Consider the following 17,846-nt stretch of genomic DNA (forward strand, 5'->3'; position numbering starts at 1 on the left):
CAAACGAGTACTTTTCTATTGCCCCAGCAAGCCAAAGATTCGCAATCGAAGCTTGGCTTTTTTGTTCCGGTGTCCATTGTGTGCAACCAACTCCAGAGATGGCACCTGTCAGCCCATCTGCGGCTCATTTTTAGCGGTCTCTGGCTGCTGCTGCACCCATCCCTGGCCAGTGGCTCCCCTGGCCTGCTGATTTTGCTTGGCTGCCTTGTTCGCGGCTTGCTTCTCGAAGATCCGACTCATAATCGTCTTACCGTCCCTGCCCGGATGCACCGACAGTCCGGAAGGGCGCACTGTTGTGATCTTAGGGATCGCCCCGCCTTCCTTCTTGCTGAAGAAAAGATCTGCCTGGTATCCAAAGGCGATGCCGACCTGCTCGCCGTTTTTGTTCAGGACCGGGGTCGTGTTACTCCCAGCCGCCTCTCTGATTGCTCTCGCCTGCTTGGGAGTGAACCGGGCCATGGTGTTGTAGCCGCTGCGAGTGCCAGCGTCCTTAGTGGTCACCAGAGCTAGCGAGGACTGGCCCGGGGCGCGTCGGTCTTCCGGGTGGAGGCGGTTGTCTAAGTAGACGGCCTCCACTGCGTTGCTTTCTGGGTCGCGGACGACAGCGGAGTTGTAGAAGATTGCCACGAGGTTGACAGCCTTAGTCGCGGCCGGACCGTAATCTGCCCTGCGCAGATTCACCATGAGGGGTCTCCTTCTCATGTCGACCCAGGTCGGGGTACCTGGGCCACACGTTGACTAACGGTCTCCTTATCGCCACCCACACGAATCCTGAGCTGCACGAGCTTGGTAGTGACCGAAGACGGTGGCGACCATAGACTGTTGCAACCGTATAATGCAGTAACAGTGCCACACAAGCACCTAGTTGCCGCCCTCATCTTTGCTGCAGCCCGACCCCCTCCCTCGGCATCGCCGCCGCGGATGGATATACCGCCTCGTCCACCCGCCGCATGATCTGCTCGGACAGGCGCTCGCTCAACATCACCGTTGGTGATCGACGTATCGGCTCACTCCTGTGCATTAGCTCCGCCATGCCGCTAGCCAGCACGGCCGCCTCGCCTCTACGCTCGATCTCGTCGATCTCGCGCACCAGCTGCCCCATTGCTTGAATATCCCTCATCGGCAGCTCGGAGATCAGCTCCGCCTGCCCCGAGCCTTCCAAGTAGGCGATGGCCTCGTCGAGTGCTTCGCTTCGGCGCTGAGCCCAGACCACAAACTCGGCTTTAGTCTTATCGCCGATTACGACGTCGCGAGGGAAGTCGTAGCGTAGATGGTGCAAGTCCAACCCCTTGACCTCCTCGAAGGGGTATTCGACACCGGCGCTTACGCGCGGCACCGTCCCGCCATTTCCGTCGCTGATCACCTCCAAGACCAGACCACGGCCTGCGAGCTCCACACGCAAGTCCATGAGGTTGCGGTCGTACTCGATGCGCATGGTGTGGATGCGCTCGTCGAACCGGGCCAGAGAAGCGTCGTTTCCCAGGGACACTAGATGACCACCTGCTTGGCTGTAGACCTCATAGCCAATCCGCTCTGCCTCGTCTGGGTCCTTAGCTCTGCGCAAAACTTGGTCGTTACGCATCGCTTCCAAAGAAAGCAACCGTTCTTTATAGACGGTCAGACGCGCCAAGGGCTCGTGCCAGACTGCCGTCGGTGGAGTAAACGGCAAGAACGATCGGTACTTGGATGTAAGTCGGGCATGATACTCCTCCTCCTCCTGCCAGAACCGATATAGCGCGCGCGAGCTCACCGAGGCCATGCCTATGGAATCGGCGGACTCCCACTCACGCGCACTCCTGTGCGCCTGTTCACGCTGGGCGGTGTGGTGGTTAAGTCGTGTGGAGTAGGAACGCAGACGAAATCCGAAGCGCACGATATCGCCATGGGAGTCTTCACTCTCGCGCACGCGAGCCGCAAGATCCTCGTAATTCATACTCATCGCGTCGAGCAAGGGGGTGCGGACGCGAAACGCTTTCTGCGGTAGCTGTCGCATTAGCGCGTAGACGGCGCTGACCCCCTGTTCGACTAGCCGCTCGCGGCCCCGCTCCTCCAGCGCCCGCCGATATCTGGCGTCCATTCCCTCACTTTGAACCTGGTGGTCGAGGTGTTTGCGAAGCTGCTCGATCGCTGCGGACATCGGCGAGCCGTCGCGGCTAAGCACCTCTTCGACCATCTCCCGGGCGATGCGATCGGGTTTGCGCATCTCGAGCCGGTCAGTGCCCAGCCGCCACAGCCTTCGGTTCTCGGGCAGGCATGCGAGTAGGAACTGAGGCAGCGCCTCGCGCAGCATCTGCTGATGCGCCCAGCGCTTGACGAATGTGACCACGTTCCGCCGCTCGTAGCTGATAGCCGAGGACAGATGCGCCACACCTCGCTTCTGATGGAGGAAGGTATCGACGCCGCGGCGCAGCAGGGCCCTAGCACGTGCGGTGATCTTGCCCTTTTGGGTGCCGTCGGCGGCCCGGGTGCCGTGGCCTGCATCGACCATGGCTAGATGGCAGTGGACGTGCTTGGTGTCGATTTGGATTACCCCGACGTAACGCAGTTCATCGTACTGTGCCTGTCCCAGCCGATGCAGTCCATGCATGATGGCCATACGCAGCTTCATCTGGTCCACCTGCCCCTGGTAGTCACCACGGCGGCCGGGCTCAAAATCCGTCGGGACCAGGCCATGCCTCCGCAGGAACTCAGGTGTGAACGAGATGACCGTTTTCATCACGGTATGACCTAAGTCGAACAGGTGCTGCACGTCACTGGCGGCGGCCTTCAGCTGGTCGTGTGACATGGAGGTCGCCCCATAACCAAAAGCGACTCCGCCCAACCCTTGAGCACGGGCTATGCGCTTCTTGAGTAGACCAGGACTGTCCACGTCAGTGCTCTCAGCCGCGTGCTCTCGTGCCATGTACCGCTCGAGAAAGTGGTCGGTGTGCCGTCTGCGGATTGGGGTCATCGTTTCAGTGGCCGCTTCACGCGCCATGTATCGCAGCACGTAGGCGCCAGGGGTGCTTCCCCTGCTCCCCCGCGGGCCGCCGCTCCTGCGAAAGGAGGGCAACGGCACGGAATACTCGTTGACTATGACGACGTCCTGCTTCAAACCCACGGCTGCTTCCCTTACTCCCCCACATGGCCCATGACCCGCGCCACGTCCTTTTCTGCGAGTTATTGCTTGTGTAAGCCCTGATGGTTATCCGATGTCTCCACCTCTTCGGGAGCGTCTCTGCACTGTCACAGATTGGTTCAAGCACCGGGTTGGTAGTCGTCGGTCTCGTCCTGCTTCTCGACCGGGGCTCGCCGGAAGACGCTCCTCGCACGGGCCGGGGCGGCACCGGCCTCGGCCGTGTCCTCGGCGTCCTCGTCCAGGTCGAGGAAGTCGACGTCGAAGGCCGCGGCCCGCGTGTGCCCGGTGCCGTCGCCGTGCTCCGGGGCCTCTCCGGTCCTGCTCGACAGCGCCTGCTCCACGCCGGGGGCGATCCGCTCGCGCAGCACCCCTTCGGGGGCGTCGGGGTCGTAGTCCACGCCGGGCCTCTTCGTGCCCTCCTCGGCCCGGCGGCGGGCCTCCACCTCGTTCATGAGCCGGTCGAACACGCCTTCGGGGGCCTGCCCGAACCGGTTCAGGGCGGTGTCGCGGTGGGCGGGCCCTGTCGGCCGGCGGTGCTCGACGTCCTCGAACTCCTCGTCCGCGAACAGGTCCCGGATCGCGCCCGAGTGCGTGGGCACCGGGTGTTCGCTCCCGGTCGGGGCCTGCTGCTCCGGACCTTGGGAGGAGTAGTGCGGGAAGTACTTGGCGAGGTTGTAGCCGCTGGTCTCCTCGGTGAGCACGGTGCTGTTCTGGTCGCGCACGTCGACGAACACCACCGGGGGCTGCGCGGTGCTCTCCGGTCCGACCACGAGGAAGTCCGCCTCGGCGGGCAGTTCCCACACGATGCCGGTCATCGACTCGGGCACACGGAAGCGGGTGCCGAAGTAACCCTTGCGGACCAGTTCGGTGAGCTGGGCGGAGTCGAACTCGTAGAAGGCGTCGATGACGGGTTCGGCCCCCTGGCGGAAGGGCAGTTCGGTGATGCCGTAGGGCAGTTCGACGTCGGGCTGGACCTGGACGAGCTGTCCCCGCAGGTGCAGGTAGGGACGGTAGTTCTGGTCGGCGTCGTGGTGGAGGATCGAGACCGTCTCCATGCGCACGGCGATGTCGCAGGGCACGGCGCGCAGGGTCTGCACGTCGGCCTTGCCGTGCCGGGCCAGGCGGTGGAACCAGGGGTCGGTGATCCGCAGGGGCGCGATCTTCATGCGGGGCGTTTCGCTTTCGTGTGGGGGTTGTGCTGACCTGTCAGCGACCGGTGCCGTCGGTGGCCGGTGCGGTGTCCGCCTCGTCGCCCAGCAGTGCGCGCCGGGCCCTCTCGCCCAGACGGCGCTGGGCCAGCCAGAGCGAGCGCACCACGACCAGCACCAGGACGAACACGAGACCGATGAGGAACAGCGACGGCGCCAGCCAGTGCACCAGTTGCAGCTCCAGGGGAGAGGACGGGCCGACTCCGGTCCCCGTCGACACCACGACGAACGTGTTGGGCACCACGGTCACCGCCGCGAACATCGCCAGCACGTAGCTGGCCAGGCCGGAGGCGACCATGAGCCCCGCGCGCACGGCCGCCAGAACCGAGCGCGCTCCCGGCTCCCCCACACGCGCGCGGATACGGGCGCCCAGCGGCGCCGCGGTGTCGCCGGTGTCGGCCTGCTTGGCCTCGGCGGCCCGCTGCGCGGCGCTCTTCCTCGTCCGGGGTTTGCGCTTGTCCTCGGCCCCGGCGGCGGTGGTCTTCATGGGCTCTCCTGTCTGGGAGTGGGGTTTCGGGTGTGCGTGCGCTAGGAGCGTTCGGGGACCCCTTCGGTCCAGTGGGCGTCGATCCCAGTGACCGCGCCCCCGGTGTCGGTCGACCACGTCACCGACAGCGACGCGACCGGCCCCGCCTCGCCGTCGGCTCCGTAGACCTCGACGAAGCCGAAGTAGGCGTAGGTGCTGCCTTCGACACCGACCAGCACCGGCTCGAACGGTCCCAGCCTCACCTCCGAGGCGCCGTCCAGACCGGGGACGCCGTCGCGGGCCAGGTCCTCGAACAGGGCCGGGAGTTCTCCGCCGCTCGGCACGGTCAGCGCCGCCGAGGCGTCCTCGCCCTCCACGACCGTCCCGAGCAGCAGAGCGCGCATGGCCTCAGCGTCGTTCTCCAGCCGTTCGACCCGGACCGCCGAAGAACGCCCCAGAGCTTCGGACCAGACGGCGTGGAACTCCTCCTCGGCCTCCTCGGCCTCGGCCAGGCGTTCCTCCACCAGGGCCGCGACCTCGGCGCGGTCGGCGTCGTGGCCCGAGGACGCCGACCACAGGGACAGACCGCCCACGGCCAGCATCAAGGCGGCCACCCCCAGCGGGGCCCAGGACAGGGCGCGCCGGATCCTCTGGCGGCGGATCCGGCGCTCACGCTCGTAGGCCTCGATCTCGGCCAGGCTCATCACTCACCGCCCTCGGGCTCGTCGCCACGCGTGTCCTCGCCGCTGTCCTCGGCGGGGCCGTCGGTGTCGTCCCCGCCGCCGTCGGCGACCGTGCCCAACACCAGGTCCTCGAACTTGTTGACCTCCGGGTCGTACTGGCCCTGAAGCCAGGCGACGGTCTGCCCTGTCTCGTCCTCGTCCAGGGTCCAGACCATGCGGATCGCCGTGTCCTCCTCGAAGACCTGCGCCTCGTGGGTGGTCCAGGTGTACCCGGCCAGCGAGGAGTCGTCGTCGAGGGTGGGTATCCACGAGTGCCACCGGCTCACGGCGTTGAAGCCTTCGGAGTCGCGGGCTCCGGCGGCGAAGTGCGGCGTCAGTTTCCTCTCCAGGCCTCCGACGGCGCTCTCGCGCAGCCCTTCGGCGCAGGCGGCGCGCTCCTCTTCGGTGTAGTCACGGCTGCTGGGCGGCGGGTCGTCGAGGTAGGGGGAGCACTCGTCGCGTTCGCCCAGTCCCGGCGTCCGCGCCGGCAGGTCGTCGACGTCGATAGGCCCGGAGTGTTCGAGGTAGGTGTTCTGCGCCGCGGCGACGTTCTCACCCGCGGTCGTGGCCTGGAGCAGCCAGCGCTGGGCCTCGTCGCCGCCGGGCATGCCCTCGACGCCCTGCTGGGCGGCGGCGATGCGGTCCTGTGCGGCGAAGCCGTCCTGGGCCTGCTCTTCGAGTTCGGCCTGGTGCTGGGCACTGACCGTGCCCGCCATGGCCATCAGCACCAGCGCGCCCAGTGCCGTCAGGACGGTGGTCGACCAGTACCCGACGCGGATCAGGACGGCTTTGGGGCCGGCGGTCGAATGGCGCGGCCGGGGGGCCTCCTCCTGCTGCTGCTCCCGCTCCTGTTGCGCGTGGGGGACCGCGACCAGGCGTCGGGCCAAAAGGTTGCCTTGGTCTGGGAAGGGAGGCTCGCCGTTTCCGTCTGATCCGTCAGTCACGTGTGTCTCCTCCCTCTAAGACGACGGTGCGATAAAGAATCTTTCCTTATACAACTGCACAAACCTACCCTTTTGATACGACGACTCTCGTGCTCAACCACTAGTTAGGCCGCTGCTCTAACCAGCCGTCGTCAAATCAGTAAGGGCCTGAAGACCGCACCCGGGACGTGGAGGCGTAACCCTCGACGTTCGAGACACCGCCGTCGCCGTCGGTGGTCAACAACACCGTTGACGTACTGAAAGCGCTGGCCTGGCCATCGTCGGATGAGGTCTCCACATTGGCTAGGACCAAGTAGCTGTACTCGGTGCCCTGTACTGACAGCACTTCGGTACGAAAACCGTCCACCCGCGAGTCGAGTCCCAGAAGGTCTATCAGCGCGTACTCGGTGCCCTCGGCGTCGACGTTCATCGGTGGCTTAGGTAGAAACGCGGTCATGAACTGCGAGTTCTCGTTCAGGCCGTAGACGTTCGTCATGGCGCTGCGCGCGTCGACGTACTCGGCGTGGCTCTCCCACGTCAGCGCGGTGTCCAGCACCTGGTCGATGAGCTCATCGTCGGCGTCCAGCCGTGCGTGGTCGGCGCCCAAAACCTCGCCGGCGACCTCGCGCTCCCTCTGGTCCTGTGCCTCCTCGAGCCCGGCCCTGCGCGCCAGGAGTTCTTCCATCCGCTGCTCCTGGTCGGTCAGGGCCGCCTCCTGCGCGCCCCGTGTGGCGGCGAAGGAACCGCCGGCCACCAGTAACAGCGCGGCCGCGGTCAACGGGAAGGCATTGCGTCGGACGAACCCCATTAGCTTTGGCCGTCCTCCCCCGTCCTTGCCCTGCCGCCGAACCGTTCGCCGATCGTTGTCTGACCGACGTAGAGGCTGTGAAAAGCCCCCATGTCAGCGTCGTAAGTGCTCCGGGCCCAGGCCAACAGGTCACCGCTTGCGTTGTCGCGGTTAAGCCACGCCACACTGACCGATCTCGAAGAGCCAACGCGGGGTGTGGCCGAGACCAGTTCCCAGGAGTTCAGTGACGCCTCGGCGTACTCGCTGCGGCCCTCGTCGGCGTAGCGGACGTACCAGGGGAAGAGCACGTCGATCTCGCCGGGGCCGTAAGGGACGTCCGCGCCGGGGCGGTAGGCCTCCTCGTCCTCGATGATCCGGGCCGACTCGTCGAAGTAGTCGACGAGTTGCCTGCGGTGTTCGCCCACGGGCGCGAACGCCTCACCCGCGTCGCCGTCCCCTGACAGCTCCACGTCGTTGAGGTCGGCGAGGATTCCCTGGTAGGCGCTCTGGAGCTCGGCGACCTCCGCGCCCTTCCGCCTGGCCTGGGCCACGGCCTCGTCCAGTCGCCCTTCGAGCGTGGCGGCGTCCCCTTCGTCCCACGAGGCGTTCTCCAGAGCTCGGATCTCGCCTTCGAGCAGAGCGATCTCCCGGTCGTTGGCCTCGCTCCGGACCCGGGTGATGTCGGTGCTGGATGCGGCCAGTGCCCCGGTTCCGATGGCGCCGACCATCAGGGCCCCGCCCAGGCTCAGGCGAGCGGCCCGGCCCGCGTTGCGTCGGAGCTCCCGCCCGCCGCCGCGCTGTTCCGCGCGCTCACGCCTGCGCTCCTGCCGCCTGGCGCGGCGCTCGCGCAGCATCTCCTGCACCTCGTCGCCGGTCACCCGCCTGCGGTTGGCGCGCTGCTTGGAGTGGTGGGCGTCGAGGCGCTCCATCACCTCCTCGCGGTTCATCTCACGCCAGGGCTTTTTCTGAGTCACCTTCTGCGGAGCGTCGTCGCCGCTGTGTGAAGCGCTTCCTTCGACCACCTTACGTTCCCCTTAATAGCAGCCTGCTGTCTAGGATCGGCTACATGAAACGGTCGGGACCTACGCTGATATGGAAATGATCGATGTGGTTCTGTGTGTTGCTCCCACGCCCACTGGCATCCCGTGTGGTCTCGTTGTTCCACGGGCCGACGGGATCTTCTTTGATGGACCAGACGCGGCCATCCCACAGAATGCCTTTGATGTTAAACTCTTCGGCTCGCGGGATGAGGTAGTTCACAATAGTCGTCCCAGAGTCGTACATCTCTTCGGTGGGGACCTTGTTGGACGGTGCCATCATGTAGTCGATTGCTTGGCCATTGTCGTGGTTGCTCCCCGGTTCGTTGCGCTGACCACCAGCCGATAGGAAGAAGCCTCCGAACTTCTCCTGCAGGTGATCGTGCAGATGGCAGGCGTCCGGGTGCATCGACCCCAAAGAATCGCAGGGGATCTGCTCACCGGCCTGAACCACCTCATCGTTACCACCGTCAACGTTGGCAGTGCGGCACTCCTGCATCACAGCGGAACGGCGATTTTCATTCGCGACGGAAACCGAGACTTGTGTTTGCTCCAAAATGGAGTTGGCCAGGTCTTCGTTAGCTTCCCAAGATCCCATCTTCGCGAACCATACGGCGGCATACTCTTGGCGTTCGCTGATCCGCGTCTGGTTAACAGGAGTATTCAGCGTCAGGCCTTCCCATTCCACCATCCAGTCCCTTGTTGACCCCTCAACCGAGCCAGGCGCATCCGCGATCAAATCCTTAACGAATTGCACACGCCGTGGGTCATCAGCAGAAAGCATAAAACCGAACTGAGTCTCGATCTCCCACCACTCCCCATCGGTCTCATCGGCGTATTCGGTGAGCATCGTGTTGCGATCATTAGTCCACTGCCCCAAACCGATACCCACCAAATCGATAGCAGGCCACATCGCGGCGTAGTCAGCATTGATCAGTTCGACTTTGAAACCGTTCTCTTCCGCCTCCCTCGTGAGAGGGCCGATGCGGTAAGGCTCGGTGTAGATCGTCTCGACGGTCGTCGGATCGAGCAACGACTCCTGTTGAAAGTTGCCCAGGACGCCCGCGATGTTCTCGTCCTGCATGCCCATACCCGCCAGGATCGAGTACACCTGCTGCGCTGTCTCCTCCATAGCTGCGGTATCGGCTGCGGACTGGGTGTTGTCGTCGATCTCGCGCACGGTCGCCTCAGTCATAGGACGACAGTCCAGCGGTAGGGCATCACGCTGCGCCGTGGCGTTGTTCTCTTGGACGGTGTACACCGACCCAGCGACTAGGCTGACCAGGGCCAGGGCGGCCGCTCCGATCGAAGCGACGGCGCCGGTGACTGCGCTGACAGCGCCGCCAAGGGCTGAGGCAACAGCTGCGCCCAGGGTAAGGGCAAAGCCTGCCATCATGTTGGTAGCTGTAACCACCGCCAGCCAGAGCGCCGCCATCAGGTTCATAGCCGCAGCAGCCATCGCGGCCATCATGCCTTTGAGCCAGTTCAGGAACATCGCGAAGACCGCGAGTTGACCGCCGACCCCGGCGGCCGGGACGGCACTGGCCGCGCCCACTCCCTTGGCCACCTTGCCCATATCGGCCTCGGGGCCGCCCTTGGCTGCCTCCGAGGTGCCTCCGGCACCCAGTTTGGGAGTTAAGGCGCCACTGACATTCCCAGAACCACCGTCTGCTGGACTGACGTCTCCGGCGCCGCCCGTGGCTTTGGCCGGCCCGTTCGGTAAGTGTGCTCCCTCTGCGTTGGGACTGCCCTGTACCCCACCGGTCTGAGCGACGTCAGGGGTAAGCATTGCCTGGTCCGACGCACCCGAACCGGAGCCCGGGGGCTGCACGCCCCCCGCCCCGCCACCACCGGTACCCGCCATGGCGTCCTCTCCTCTCGCCTCTGGACGCCTTCGTCCGCGTTGCCCGCACTGCTCCCGTACCGCTTCGCGTCAGTAGGTGAGCAGGGCCTCCTCGCCCGCGTTGATCGACCCGGACGAGTCGACCCCGCGCAGCGTCACCTCCAGATCCAGCAACTCGCTGTAGGAGTCGACCTGGTAGGAGGTCTTGAGGCGGTGGTAGTCCTGGTAGGCCTGCGTGGTGTTGTTCATGATGTCGGTCAGGGGTTCCATCGCCTGGCTCGTCTGCCCGTGCCCTTTCAGGTCGCTGCCGTCGGTGAGTAGCCACTCCATGTCGTTGGCCGAGAACCCGGCGTTCTCCTCGTCCTCGGCACGGGCCTTCTCACCGAGGAACGTCACGTAGGAGGTCTCGTCCGCGGGCATGACCGCGTCCAGGTAGCCCTCCTCGACCGAGCCCGAGCGCCAGTCGAAGTCGTAGCCGCGCGGGTCCACCCAGTCGGTCTCCAGCGCGAGCGTGGACTCGGTCTCGCCGTCGGTCGGCTCACCGGTCACGGCGTCGCCGTCGACCTGCACCGGCACCTGGGGCGGCTCGATGAACACCCCGTCAACGTTGACCCGGCTCATCTCACCGCCGTACTCGTCGATCCGGGCGAGAACGGTGCGCATCTCCATGAGCTGCTCGTCCATCGCCGCGCGGACCACCTGCTCCTGCTCGGCGACCACCAGCTCGTAGTACAGGGCGGCGGGGTCGATGCTCCCGCCCTCCAGCGAGGCCGCCTCCTCGGTGCCCGACGCTCCGGGGTTGACGAACAGCCGCCACTGGTCGAACTCGGTGAAGCTGCCGTCGTCCTGCAGGTCCTCGCGGAGCTCGCTCCCCGTGCCCTCCTTGTAGACCAGTTCGCTGTTGGCCCGCAGGGTCAGACTCGCGATCTGTTCCTCAAAAGGCGCGTCGGACTCGAGCACCACCCCCAGATAGCCGGTGGAGCCGAACACGACGATCGAGCCGGTGATGGCGGTCGCCAGGGCCTGGGTGTGGAGCTGCTCGTTGGAGCCGGTGAGGAAAGCCTGGTAGTTGGCGGCGTCGGTCGAGAACGATCCGGCGGCGGAGTCGTCGAACCGCATGAGGACCAGGGCGCGGGTGCCCTCTGCGTTGGTGTAGACCCCGTCGACGGTGCCGGACAGTTCGGTCCTGGACGTGGTGAAGGAGGCCGTGTACAGCGCCGTCTCGTCGAGGCGTGCCCTGTTGTTGGCGGTGGCCGAGACGATGGTGCCCACCAGCAGCATCGCGAACGTGGCAGCGACGACGCTGGTGATGACCCCAAACCGCTCGATGGCGTGGTGGGGCCCCAGCTTCAGCTTCGCCGCGTATGTCTTCACGGTCTCTTTCATCGGAAGTCCTTTCGGACGGGGCGGTCGATGGTAAAGCAGGAAGGCTGCGGGGCGAACATCTTGGCTCACGGTAAGGCGATCGCAACACCCTTTTGAGCAGGTGCGGAAGCCAACTCCATGTCGTGCAGGCTCTTTGCTAGCGCTGGCCCATGTTCGGCTGCGGGCGGTTTATCGCCGTTTAGACAACGGAGGCGCCCCTTGGCAGGACAAGGGAGCCGGCGGACCCGTTGGCTACAGAACCCGTGCTCGCCGCTCCGAACTCGACCAAACCGGGAATCAGCGCAAGCCCTGGAGGAGGATCATGCCGCCGCCCAGGTCCTCGATGGTCGTGCGGCCTCCTGCGGCAATGTCGGAGATGAGGCTGAATCCGCCGACCATGAGAGCGCCGCCGATGAGGATTAGGGCGATGATCTTGACCCAGCTCGTCTGATCTTGCTGCGAGGCCATCAGCTTCTTGATGAGCAAGACGCCCCCCCAGACCACGCCGATCGTGCCCATCAACGCGAGGAGGCCGCCGCCTGCCAGAGCCACGTACTCGCGGGCGTTGTCGAAGAAAGAGACGAGATCCCACCCCGCGGCGGGAAGGTTGCTGAAGTTCATGCTTGTCCTTGTCCTGTTTGGCCCCGACTCGTCGCGTGCGGCAGTAGAAAGCCCGGCAAGGTCCGGGGCCGGTGGGGATACGAGTGGGGTCCGGGTTCGGTGGGGATACGAGAGGGGCACTCGGGGGCCTAGAGCTGATCCTAACCGTCGATCACAGCCAGCAGCGACTCTTTTCATCACATTTGCGACTAAAGCTTACAAAAGACGCACAGACAGTGTCGGGCAGCCGCGAGAGCGGGACACCAAGGTTCCGCCCTCGTCCTTCATCAGTGCCTACTTCTTGTTCGATGCTCCGCTCTAGCCTGCCTGCTTGGGGTCTGGCTTATCGAGAGAAGACTTGCCAGCTTGTTCCGTATGCTGTTCGGCCTGTGATTTCTTCTCCATGGCCGAACTGCCCTTCTGAGCAGCTTTGGTCGCCGACTCGGTCGCGCCGGCAGCGTCCCCAGCCGCAGCCTGGCTGGCAGCGACCCCGGCATCGACACCCGCCTCGACACCGTCCTTTGCAGCCTCGACCCTTTTGGCATCAGCCTGCTTGTAATCGTCGGCGGACTGCTCTACGGAATCGACTGCGGTGTCCAACGGGTCGCTACCGTCGCCCTCGCGCGGCTTGTCCGAAGCGGAAGGCTCAGGGCCATCGCTGCCCGGAGGATACGACAGACCCTTCTTCTCGATCTGTCGACCAAGCTTAGCTTCCCCTTCGGCGTTTTCTCCTTGGCCGCCTGGCTCCAAGCCCGGATCGGTTTGATTGTTGTCATCACTGTCGTCTCTCCCGGGTAGTTCGGCAGGCCTGTCCCCGGGTAGTTCGGCAGGCCCGTTGAACTCGCCGTCGTTTTTTACGTCACCACCGACGTTGGTAGCCGTACTGTTTGTTGCCGAGGTACTGATCCCCTCAGGGCCACCGTTGGTGCCACCCGCGTTTGGGCTCTTGCCCCCCTTGGGGCTGCCGCCGCCCATCATCCGGTTGGCCAGTGCCGATCCAGCACCGGCGGCGCCGGCCCCGGCCAGAGCAGGCAGCATGCCACTGCCTTCACCGGGGGGCGGGACTGAGGAGTCGGTGAGCTTCTCGACCAGCTTGGTGGAGGCCTCCTCTATAGCCTTGATCAAAGTTTTGCGCAGGCGCATCGCCATGACGGTGAAGAGGATGACCACGATGATCGACACCAAGGTGATGACCATGGTGACGAACCCCCCAGAGACCATGAAGGCGATCATTGCCGCCCCGTCGCCGTATTCGTCATTGTTAAGGACCCGCGAGAACGGGACCTCGATGATGCTCGGGATGCTCAGCAAGAATTCCTGCACGAACTTGTACAGGAAAAGTGTGATCACAACTTCCATGATCAGCGCGATCGAATAGATGATCACCTTTGCGATTCCTGCGATTGCGCCCAGCGTTGCGAACGGGATCGCCGTCATCAGCTGGAAGCTTCTGCGGATGTTGCCGATGACCATCGCGGCAGCGTAACCGAAACCAATAGTCACGAATGCGCCCAGCAGCACTACGGCGTTAATCCAGTACACGAAGCTCATCGTTCCGGTGCCCACCATCGACACCGAGTTGTGAATGGACCGGGTCGCCTCGCTGGTGGTTTTTCCGGAGGAGTAGGCCGTGTAGGACGTTGGCCCGAAGTCGGTGTTAAGGTAGTTGTACATCGCTAACGGGGAGAGATTGCACGCTTTGGGAGAACCGTCACGCGAAGACACACTCACTCCGCAATCGCTGACGTCCCCCTCGCTGTAGAAGCTTATGTCGCCCCCCCGGTCCCGATAGACGCGCAAACCCACGCTTTCGGGTACAGAAATCAAAGGGTTGGCTGCGACCGGTACATCGTCATCATTGATGGCCACGACCTCATTCGGATCTCCGATGTAGTCCTCGAACCAGCTACGCGCGTTGTTGCAACGTTCATCTTCTTCAAGACATCCCTCCCTAGCCCCATCGGGCAAAGTCGACTTGGACCTGTTCTCAAACGTCGAAGCAGACACATGAGCGCCAGTCATGTATCGCCGGAGGATATCCGCGACCTGGCCGTACTGCGTCTGGGTAAACGACGATTCATCGCCCGCCAATGCGCTCTGACCCCATGAACCATCGGCGCCGGTGCCTAAGGGATCGATTTGCCCCTCCAAGCCCAATACCTGAGCATTGATGAGCATTGCCAGGTCACGCACACTCGCCTGGGAGCGGCCGGAGGGGGCATTTTGGAGGGGATCCCATTCGATGAAAACTCCGTAAGTCTGATCGGGAACGCGCAGGCGCTGATCCATCGCCCAACTCTCGAAGTCGACGAATGTGGAGAGTACCACACGCGTCGATCCCGAATTTCCGTCCTCAGTAGCAAACACCATTGCATTGAGCATGCCGGTGTACATGGAACCAAGCAGCGGCAAACCCAGGCCGATGAAGAGCAAGCGAATAATTAGCTTCTTTAGCCCCGAGCCCTTGTCGAACTTCTTGAACATGAAGATGCTCAACAGGAAAACGCCGATAAACAGGGGAACCATCACTGTCCACGACAGTTCGACCAAGAGCAAGTACCAGGAGCCGATCCATTCGGAGAGGCTGCTGAAGAACCCAGGGGGTTCCTCACCGCCGGTCATGCCGTTGGCGAACTCAGGGCTAAAAAAGTGGACGGCCCAGTAGAACAACTTGAAGGGGTTGAGCCAGACCAGTGCAGAGATGATGATCGCCCACAGGGCATCGACAGCGGCCGCAGCCGTATACAGGATCAGGATGATCCCACCCGCAAGTGCGTTGAAGAACCCGAGTGAGAGCCCCGTGCTGGTGGAGTCCAGGCCCAGCCCGTTGAGCGTGGCGCCGAACAGTGCGTATTCACTCGCACCCTGCACTCCATAGAGTCCGGCGTCCGTAGTACCGTTCAATGAGGCGTAGCCGACACTGTCTGAAGACTGCGCTACGCGCGAATTGAGCCAGCCCGCAATCGGATTGTAATCTGCATCGGCGTAGCCGAGCATCGATCCGGCGCTGGCCGGGTTGCTCAAGAGGGTGTCCCAGCCTTCGCCGTCGCTGAAGCTGACCTCGCTAGCGGGTTCTTGCGCTGTGGAGAACAGGGCCGTCATCGACGAGGAGAGCCGGTAGAACGAAAGGCTGTCGATGTCGGCGTCGTCGGCGCCGTCGGCGTGGGCGGTATTCGTCCCTAGCAGTAGGGCCAGCGGGAACGCCAGAACCAGTACCCACACGAACAAACGCGTGAGGCTGCCAGATCCGAGCCTAGACACAAGGAGAGGCAGGTCTTGTTGTGTGCGCGAGGGCACATCGTGCTTGCCCATTCGTTCCTTCCCTCTCGCGTCGGTCACTGGTCTCGTTGGGTGCGGGCGCCCGGCTTCGACGGGTCCCGCCCCTGCTTGCCGGAGCGCCAGGCCGGCTTCCTGCCCGGTTTCATGCGCTCGGCGCGCAGCCGCGCCTCGGCCCCGGTCTCGGCCACACGCTGGGCCCGCTCCTCGGCCAGTTCGCCCTTGGCGGCCATGACCGCCGAGGACTGCTGCCGCTCGCTCGGCCCGCGCCGACCGGCCCTGAGCAGTTCGGCCTTCCGCTCGGCGCGGGCCGGGTTGACGCCCAGTGCCAGGTCCAGGTGGAACACGACGTTGGTGTGCCCCCGCCGCAGGTAGGCGAGGTTCTCGCCGCGCGTGGTCACCAGGCGCTCCAGGTCGGGCGGGATGTCCTGGTGCAGTTGGCGCTGGTACTCGGTGACCGTCGCGTCGCGCATCGGCCCCAGCACCGTCCAGTCGGCGGCGTCGAAGCGGTTGAACGCCGAGTCGGCGAGCATCCTGTCGACGTCGTTGTAGAGGTAGGCGACCCGGCCGCCGCGCAGGAACAGGTGCTCGAACTGTTCGGTGAGGTAGCCCTTGACGCGGTCGTCGATGTTCTCGGCGCCGTGGATGATCACCGTGTCGCCCAGGCCCAGGTTGTCGACGGCGAAGCCGATGACGTTGACCAGCTGGGCCATCGCCACCCCCTTGCCGCGTTTGAGCAGCCGGGAGAAGTCGTAGAGCACCCGGCGGGCGTCGGCCACCCCGTCGATCTCGTCGTTGGTGTGGGTGTTGAACAGGTCGCCGTTGTTGTCGAGCAGGTCCTTGAAGACCAGGCGCAGGATGTTGTAGGCGTGCAGGGCCTCGTCGTCGCGGGCCCTGGAGTTGGCCAGCGCGCGGTACTGCGTGTCGAAATAGGTGACGATGTCCTGGAGGCGCGGCACCTGCGTGTGCGGGACGCCCACCACCCGCAGCCGGTTCCGGTTGTGCTTGGCGTTGCGCGCCCACATGCCCTTGTCGATGTAGAACTGCGTCAGCGTCTCCTTGAGCGAACCGCGGATGATGGAGCGGTCCTGGTCGGTCGTCTCGTAGGCCTGCTCGGCCATGAGGACGACCTTCTCCAGGTGCGCCGGGAAGATGCTGAGCTCGTTCTCCTGGGCTCCGAACATCTCGAACATGTTGATGTCGCCGGAGTTCATGTCCAGCCGGGCGGTGAGGGAGTCCAGGCGCGGGCCCAGGTCGTCCAGGCGGGCCCCGTCCAGGACGACGTGCACGGTGCGGGCGTTGGACAGCAGGGCCGCCTGGGAGATCTTCGATCCCCACATGTCGGGCACGTGCGCCCGGTCCAGCACCGGGTTGACGGTGTTGTCGGCGACGACCACGTGGTGGTCGTAGGCGTTGACGTCGAAGAGCACCGCGGAGTTGTTGACGTCTCCGACCATGAAGCCGACGTACTCGCCCGCGGGGTCGTTGAGCCCGTTGGTGACCAGCGAGTGGGACCCGGCGAACTCCACGCTGGTGAAGTGGAAGCCCTTGCCCCGCTTGCGTTCGTTCTTGCCGAGGATGTTGCTGAGCTCCTGGCGCTGCTCGCCGGGGTAGGCGGCGACCTTGAGGGTGCCGAACCGGTCGATGTACAGGCGGCCGATCCGCTCGACGGCGTCGTCGAGGACCTCCAGGCTGGGGGCCTTGACCAGGAGGCGGTCGTGCACGTGCAGGTAGCTGGCGCCGTCCTGGATCTCACCGGAGAGGATCTCGATGTCGTCGCTGACCTTGGCGGCCCTGCGCCGCGAGCTCATGGTGCCCGACTGGGCCTGTTCGCCCTCCTCCAGGCGGTCGAGCTTCTCCGCGGTCTTGATCCGGTCCTCGATCCACTTCTCGCCCATGCGGCGGACCTGTTCGAGCACCACGACCGTGACGTCCTCGGGCAGTCCGGCGGGGATGCGGTTGATGCCCCAGAACGCGCCGAAGTCGTCACGGGCGCCGTCGTCGTGGAAGAAGCCGAGGATGCACGCGTGGTGGTCGTCGATCTGGAAGTAGTCGCTGCGGAAGACGTAGCGCTCGCGCGGTTTGAGCGCGAGCAGGTGCGGGTGGTCGTCGAAGGTGCCGCCGAGCTGGCGCTCCCTCTTGCGCTCGGCACGGCGCTCGGCGGCGCTCATCCCCTCGGTCGGGTCGTCGTCCCGCTCGTCCTCGGCGGCGTCCCGTTCGGCGGTCTGGTCCCCGTTCTCCTTCAGCCTGGAGAACAGGGTGCCGGAGAACGGGGTGATCTCGGCGCTGTCCTCGTTCGTACCGGGGGCGGTCCCGTCCGTGCCCGCCGACGCGCGGTTGCTCTTCGAGAGCGCGCCGGGCAGGTGCCCTTGCGAGGTTCCGGTCGCGCTACCCCGATACCGTGAGTCGGTCATCCGCGCCCTCCACTTTCCTCTCGTATATCAGCTTTTACTTCGCACTCCACGGGCACGGTTCCCCCGCGGTCGCAGGGGAACCGGTGC

General features: G+C 64.7%; 13 protein-coding genes. All 13 read right to left on the reverse strand.

The window, feature by feature from the left end:
* Positions 1-108: 108 nt before the first annotated feature.
* The 13 genes from ACSIH6_RS17180 to ACSIH6_RS17240 all read right to left on the reverse strand — a co-directional run bounded on the left by ACSIH6_RS17180 (position 109) and on the right by ACSIH6_RS17240 (position 17,759).
* Positions 109-684 carry a hypothetical protein gene (locus ACSIH6_RS17180; RefSeq protein WP_435109314.1) on the reverse strand — a complete coding sequence of 192 codons (576 nt, stop codon included), beginning with the start codon at positions 682-684 and terminating at the stop codon, positions 109-111.
* Positions 685-874: 190 nt separating this feature from the next.
* The gene (mobL, locus tag ACSIH6_RS17185) at positions 875-3,100 is read right to left on the reverse strand and encodes a relaxase MobL (RefSeq protein ID WP_435109315.1); all 2,226 of its coding nucleotides are present in this window, start codon (positions 3,098-3,100) and stop codon (positions 875-877) included.
* Between the two features lie 137 nt (positions 3,101-3,237).
* Positions 3,238-4,284 carry an AAA family ATPase gene (locus ACSIH6_RS17190; RefSeq protein ID WP_435109316.1) on the reverse strand — a complete coding sequence of 349 codons (1,047 nt, stop codon included), beginning with the start codon at positions 4,282-4,284 and terminating at the stop codon, positions 3,238-3,240.
* A 40-nt stretch (positions 4,285-4,324) separates the two neighbouring features.
* Positions 4,325-4,813, reverse strand: a complete 489-nt coding sequence (locus ACSIH6_RS17195; RefSeq protein ID WP_435109317.1) for a hypothetical protein — start codon at positions 4,811-4,813, stop codon at positions 4,325-4,327.
* Between the two features lie 41 nt (positions 4,814-4,854).
* Entirely contained in the window at positions 4,855-5,496 is a 642-nt protein-coding gene (locus ACSIH6_RS17200) for a hypothetical protein (protein WP_435109318.1), read from the reverse strand.
* Positions 5,496-6,458 carry a hypothetical protein gene (locus tag ACSIH6_RS17205; protein WP_435109319.1) on the reverse strand — a complete coding sequence of 321 codons (963 nt, stop codon included), beginning with the start codon at positions 6,456-6,458 and terminating at the stop codon, positions 5,496-5,498. The genes ACSIH6_RS17200 and ACSIH6_RS17205 overlap by 1 nt, the downstream gene beginning before the upstream one ends.
* Before the next feature lie 136 nt (positions 6,459-6,594).
* Complete coding sequence (locus tag ACSIH6_RS17210; protein ID WP_435109320.1) at positions 6,595-7,245, reverse strand: hypothetical protein; 651 nt, start codon at positions 7,243-7,245, stop codon at positions 6,595-6,597.
* Complete coding sequence (locus ACSIH6_RS17215; protein ID WP_435109321.1) at positions 7,245-8,171, reverse strand: hypothetical protein; 927 nt, start codon at positions 8,169-8,171, stop codon at positions 7,245-7,247. Before ACSIH6_RS17215 ends, ACSIH6_RS17210 begins: the two co-directional genes overlap by 1 nt.
* A gap of 115 nt (positions 8,172-8,286) precedes the next feature.
* Entirely contained in the window at positions 8,287-9,837 is a 1,551-nt protein-coding gene (locus ACSIH6_RS17220; RefSeq protein WP_435109322.1) for a phage tail tip lysozyme, read from the reverse strand.
* A gap of 357 nt (positions 9,838-10,194) precedes the next feature.
* A complete protein-coding gene (locus ACSIH6_RS17225; protein WP_435109323.1) occupies positions 10,195-11,478 on the reverse strand; it encodes a hypothetical protein in 1,284 nt (427 codons plus the stop codon).
* Positions 11,479-11,766: 288 nt separating this feature from the next.
* A complete protein-coding gene (locus ACSIH6_RS17230; RefSeq protein ID WP_435109324.1) occupies positions 11,767-12,090 on the reverse strand; it encodes a hypothetical protein in 324 nt (107 codons plus the stop codon).
* A gap of 297 nt (positions 12,091-12,387) precedes the next feature.
* Positions 12,388-15,381 carry an ICP22 family protein gene (locus tag ACSIH6_RS17235; RefSeq protein WP_435109325.1) on the reverse strand — a complete coding sequence of 998 codons (2,994 nt, stop codon included), beginning with the start codon at positions 15,379-15,381 and terminating at the stop codon, positions 12,388-12,390.
* 23 nt (positions 15,382-15,404) lie between these two features.
* Positions 15,405-17,759 carry a hypothetical protein gene (locus tag ACSIH6_RS17240; RefSeq protein WP_435109326.1) on the reverse strand — a complete coding sequence of 785 codons (2,355 nt, stop codon included), beginning with the start codon at positions 17,757-17,759 and terminating at the stop codon, positions 15,405-15,407.
* Positions 17,760-17,846: the final 87 nt, after the last annotated feature.

The sequence above is a fragment of the Nocardiopsis synnemataformans genome (genome assembly GCF_965343085.1).
Lineage (GTDB): Bacteria > Actinomycetota > Actinomycetes > Streptosporangiales > Streptosporangiaceae > Nocardiopsis > Nocardiopsis alborubida.

Bases quoted from the DNA above. Each gene is read 5' to 3' on its own strand.
- ACSIH6_RS17180 (WP_435109314.1), bottom strand. From the start codon at position 684: ATGGTGAATCTGCGCAGGGCAGATTACGGTCCGGCCGCGACTAAGGCT.
- ACSIH6_RS17190 (WP_435109316.1), bottom strand. From the start codon at position 4,284: ATGAAGATCGCGCCCCTGCGGATCACCGACCCCTGGTTCCACCGCCTG.
- ACSIH6_RS17195 (WP_435109317.1), bottom strand. From the start codon at position 4,813: ATGAAGACCACCGCCGCCGGGGCCGAGGACAAGCGCAAACCCCGGACG.
- ACSIH6_RS17200 (WP_435109318.1), bottom strand. From the start codon at position 5,496: ATGAGCCTGGCCGAGATCGAGGCCTACGAGCGTGAGCGCCGGATCCGC.
- ACSIH6_RS17210 (WP_435109320.1), bottom strand. From the start codon at position 7,245: ATGGGGTTCGTCCGACGCAATGCCTTCCCGTTGACCGCGGCCGCGCTG.
- ACSIH6_RS17215 (WP_435109321.1), bottom strand. From the start codon at position 8,171: ATGAACCGCGAGGAGGTGATGGAGCGCCTCGACGCCCACCACTCCAAG.
- ACSIH6_RS17220 (WP_435109322.1), bottom strand. From the start codon at position 9,837: ATGGGCAAGGTGGCCAAGGGAGTGGGCGCGGCCAGTGCCGTCCCGGCC.
- ACSIH6_RS17230 (WP_435109324.1), bottom strand. From the start codon at position 12,090: ATGAACTTCAGCAACCTTCCCGCCGCGGGGTGGGATCTCGTCTCTTTC.
- ACSIH6_RS17235 (WP_435109325.1), bottom strand. From the start codon at position 15,381: ATGGGCAAGCACGATGTGCCCTCGCGCACACAACAAGACCTGCCTCTC.
- ACSIH6_RS17240 (WP_435109326.1), bottom strand. From the start codon at position 17,759: ATGACCGACTCACGGTATCGGGGTAGCGCGACCGGAACCTCGCAAGGG.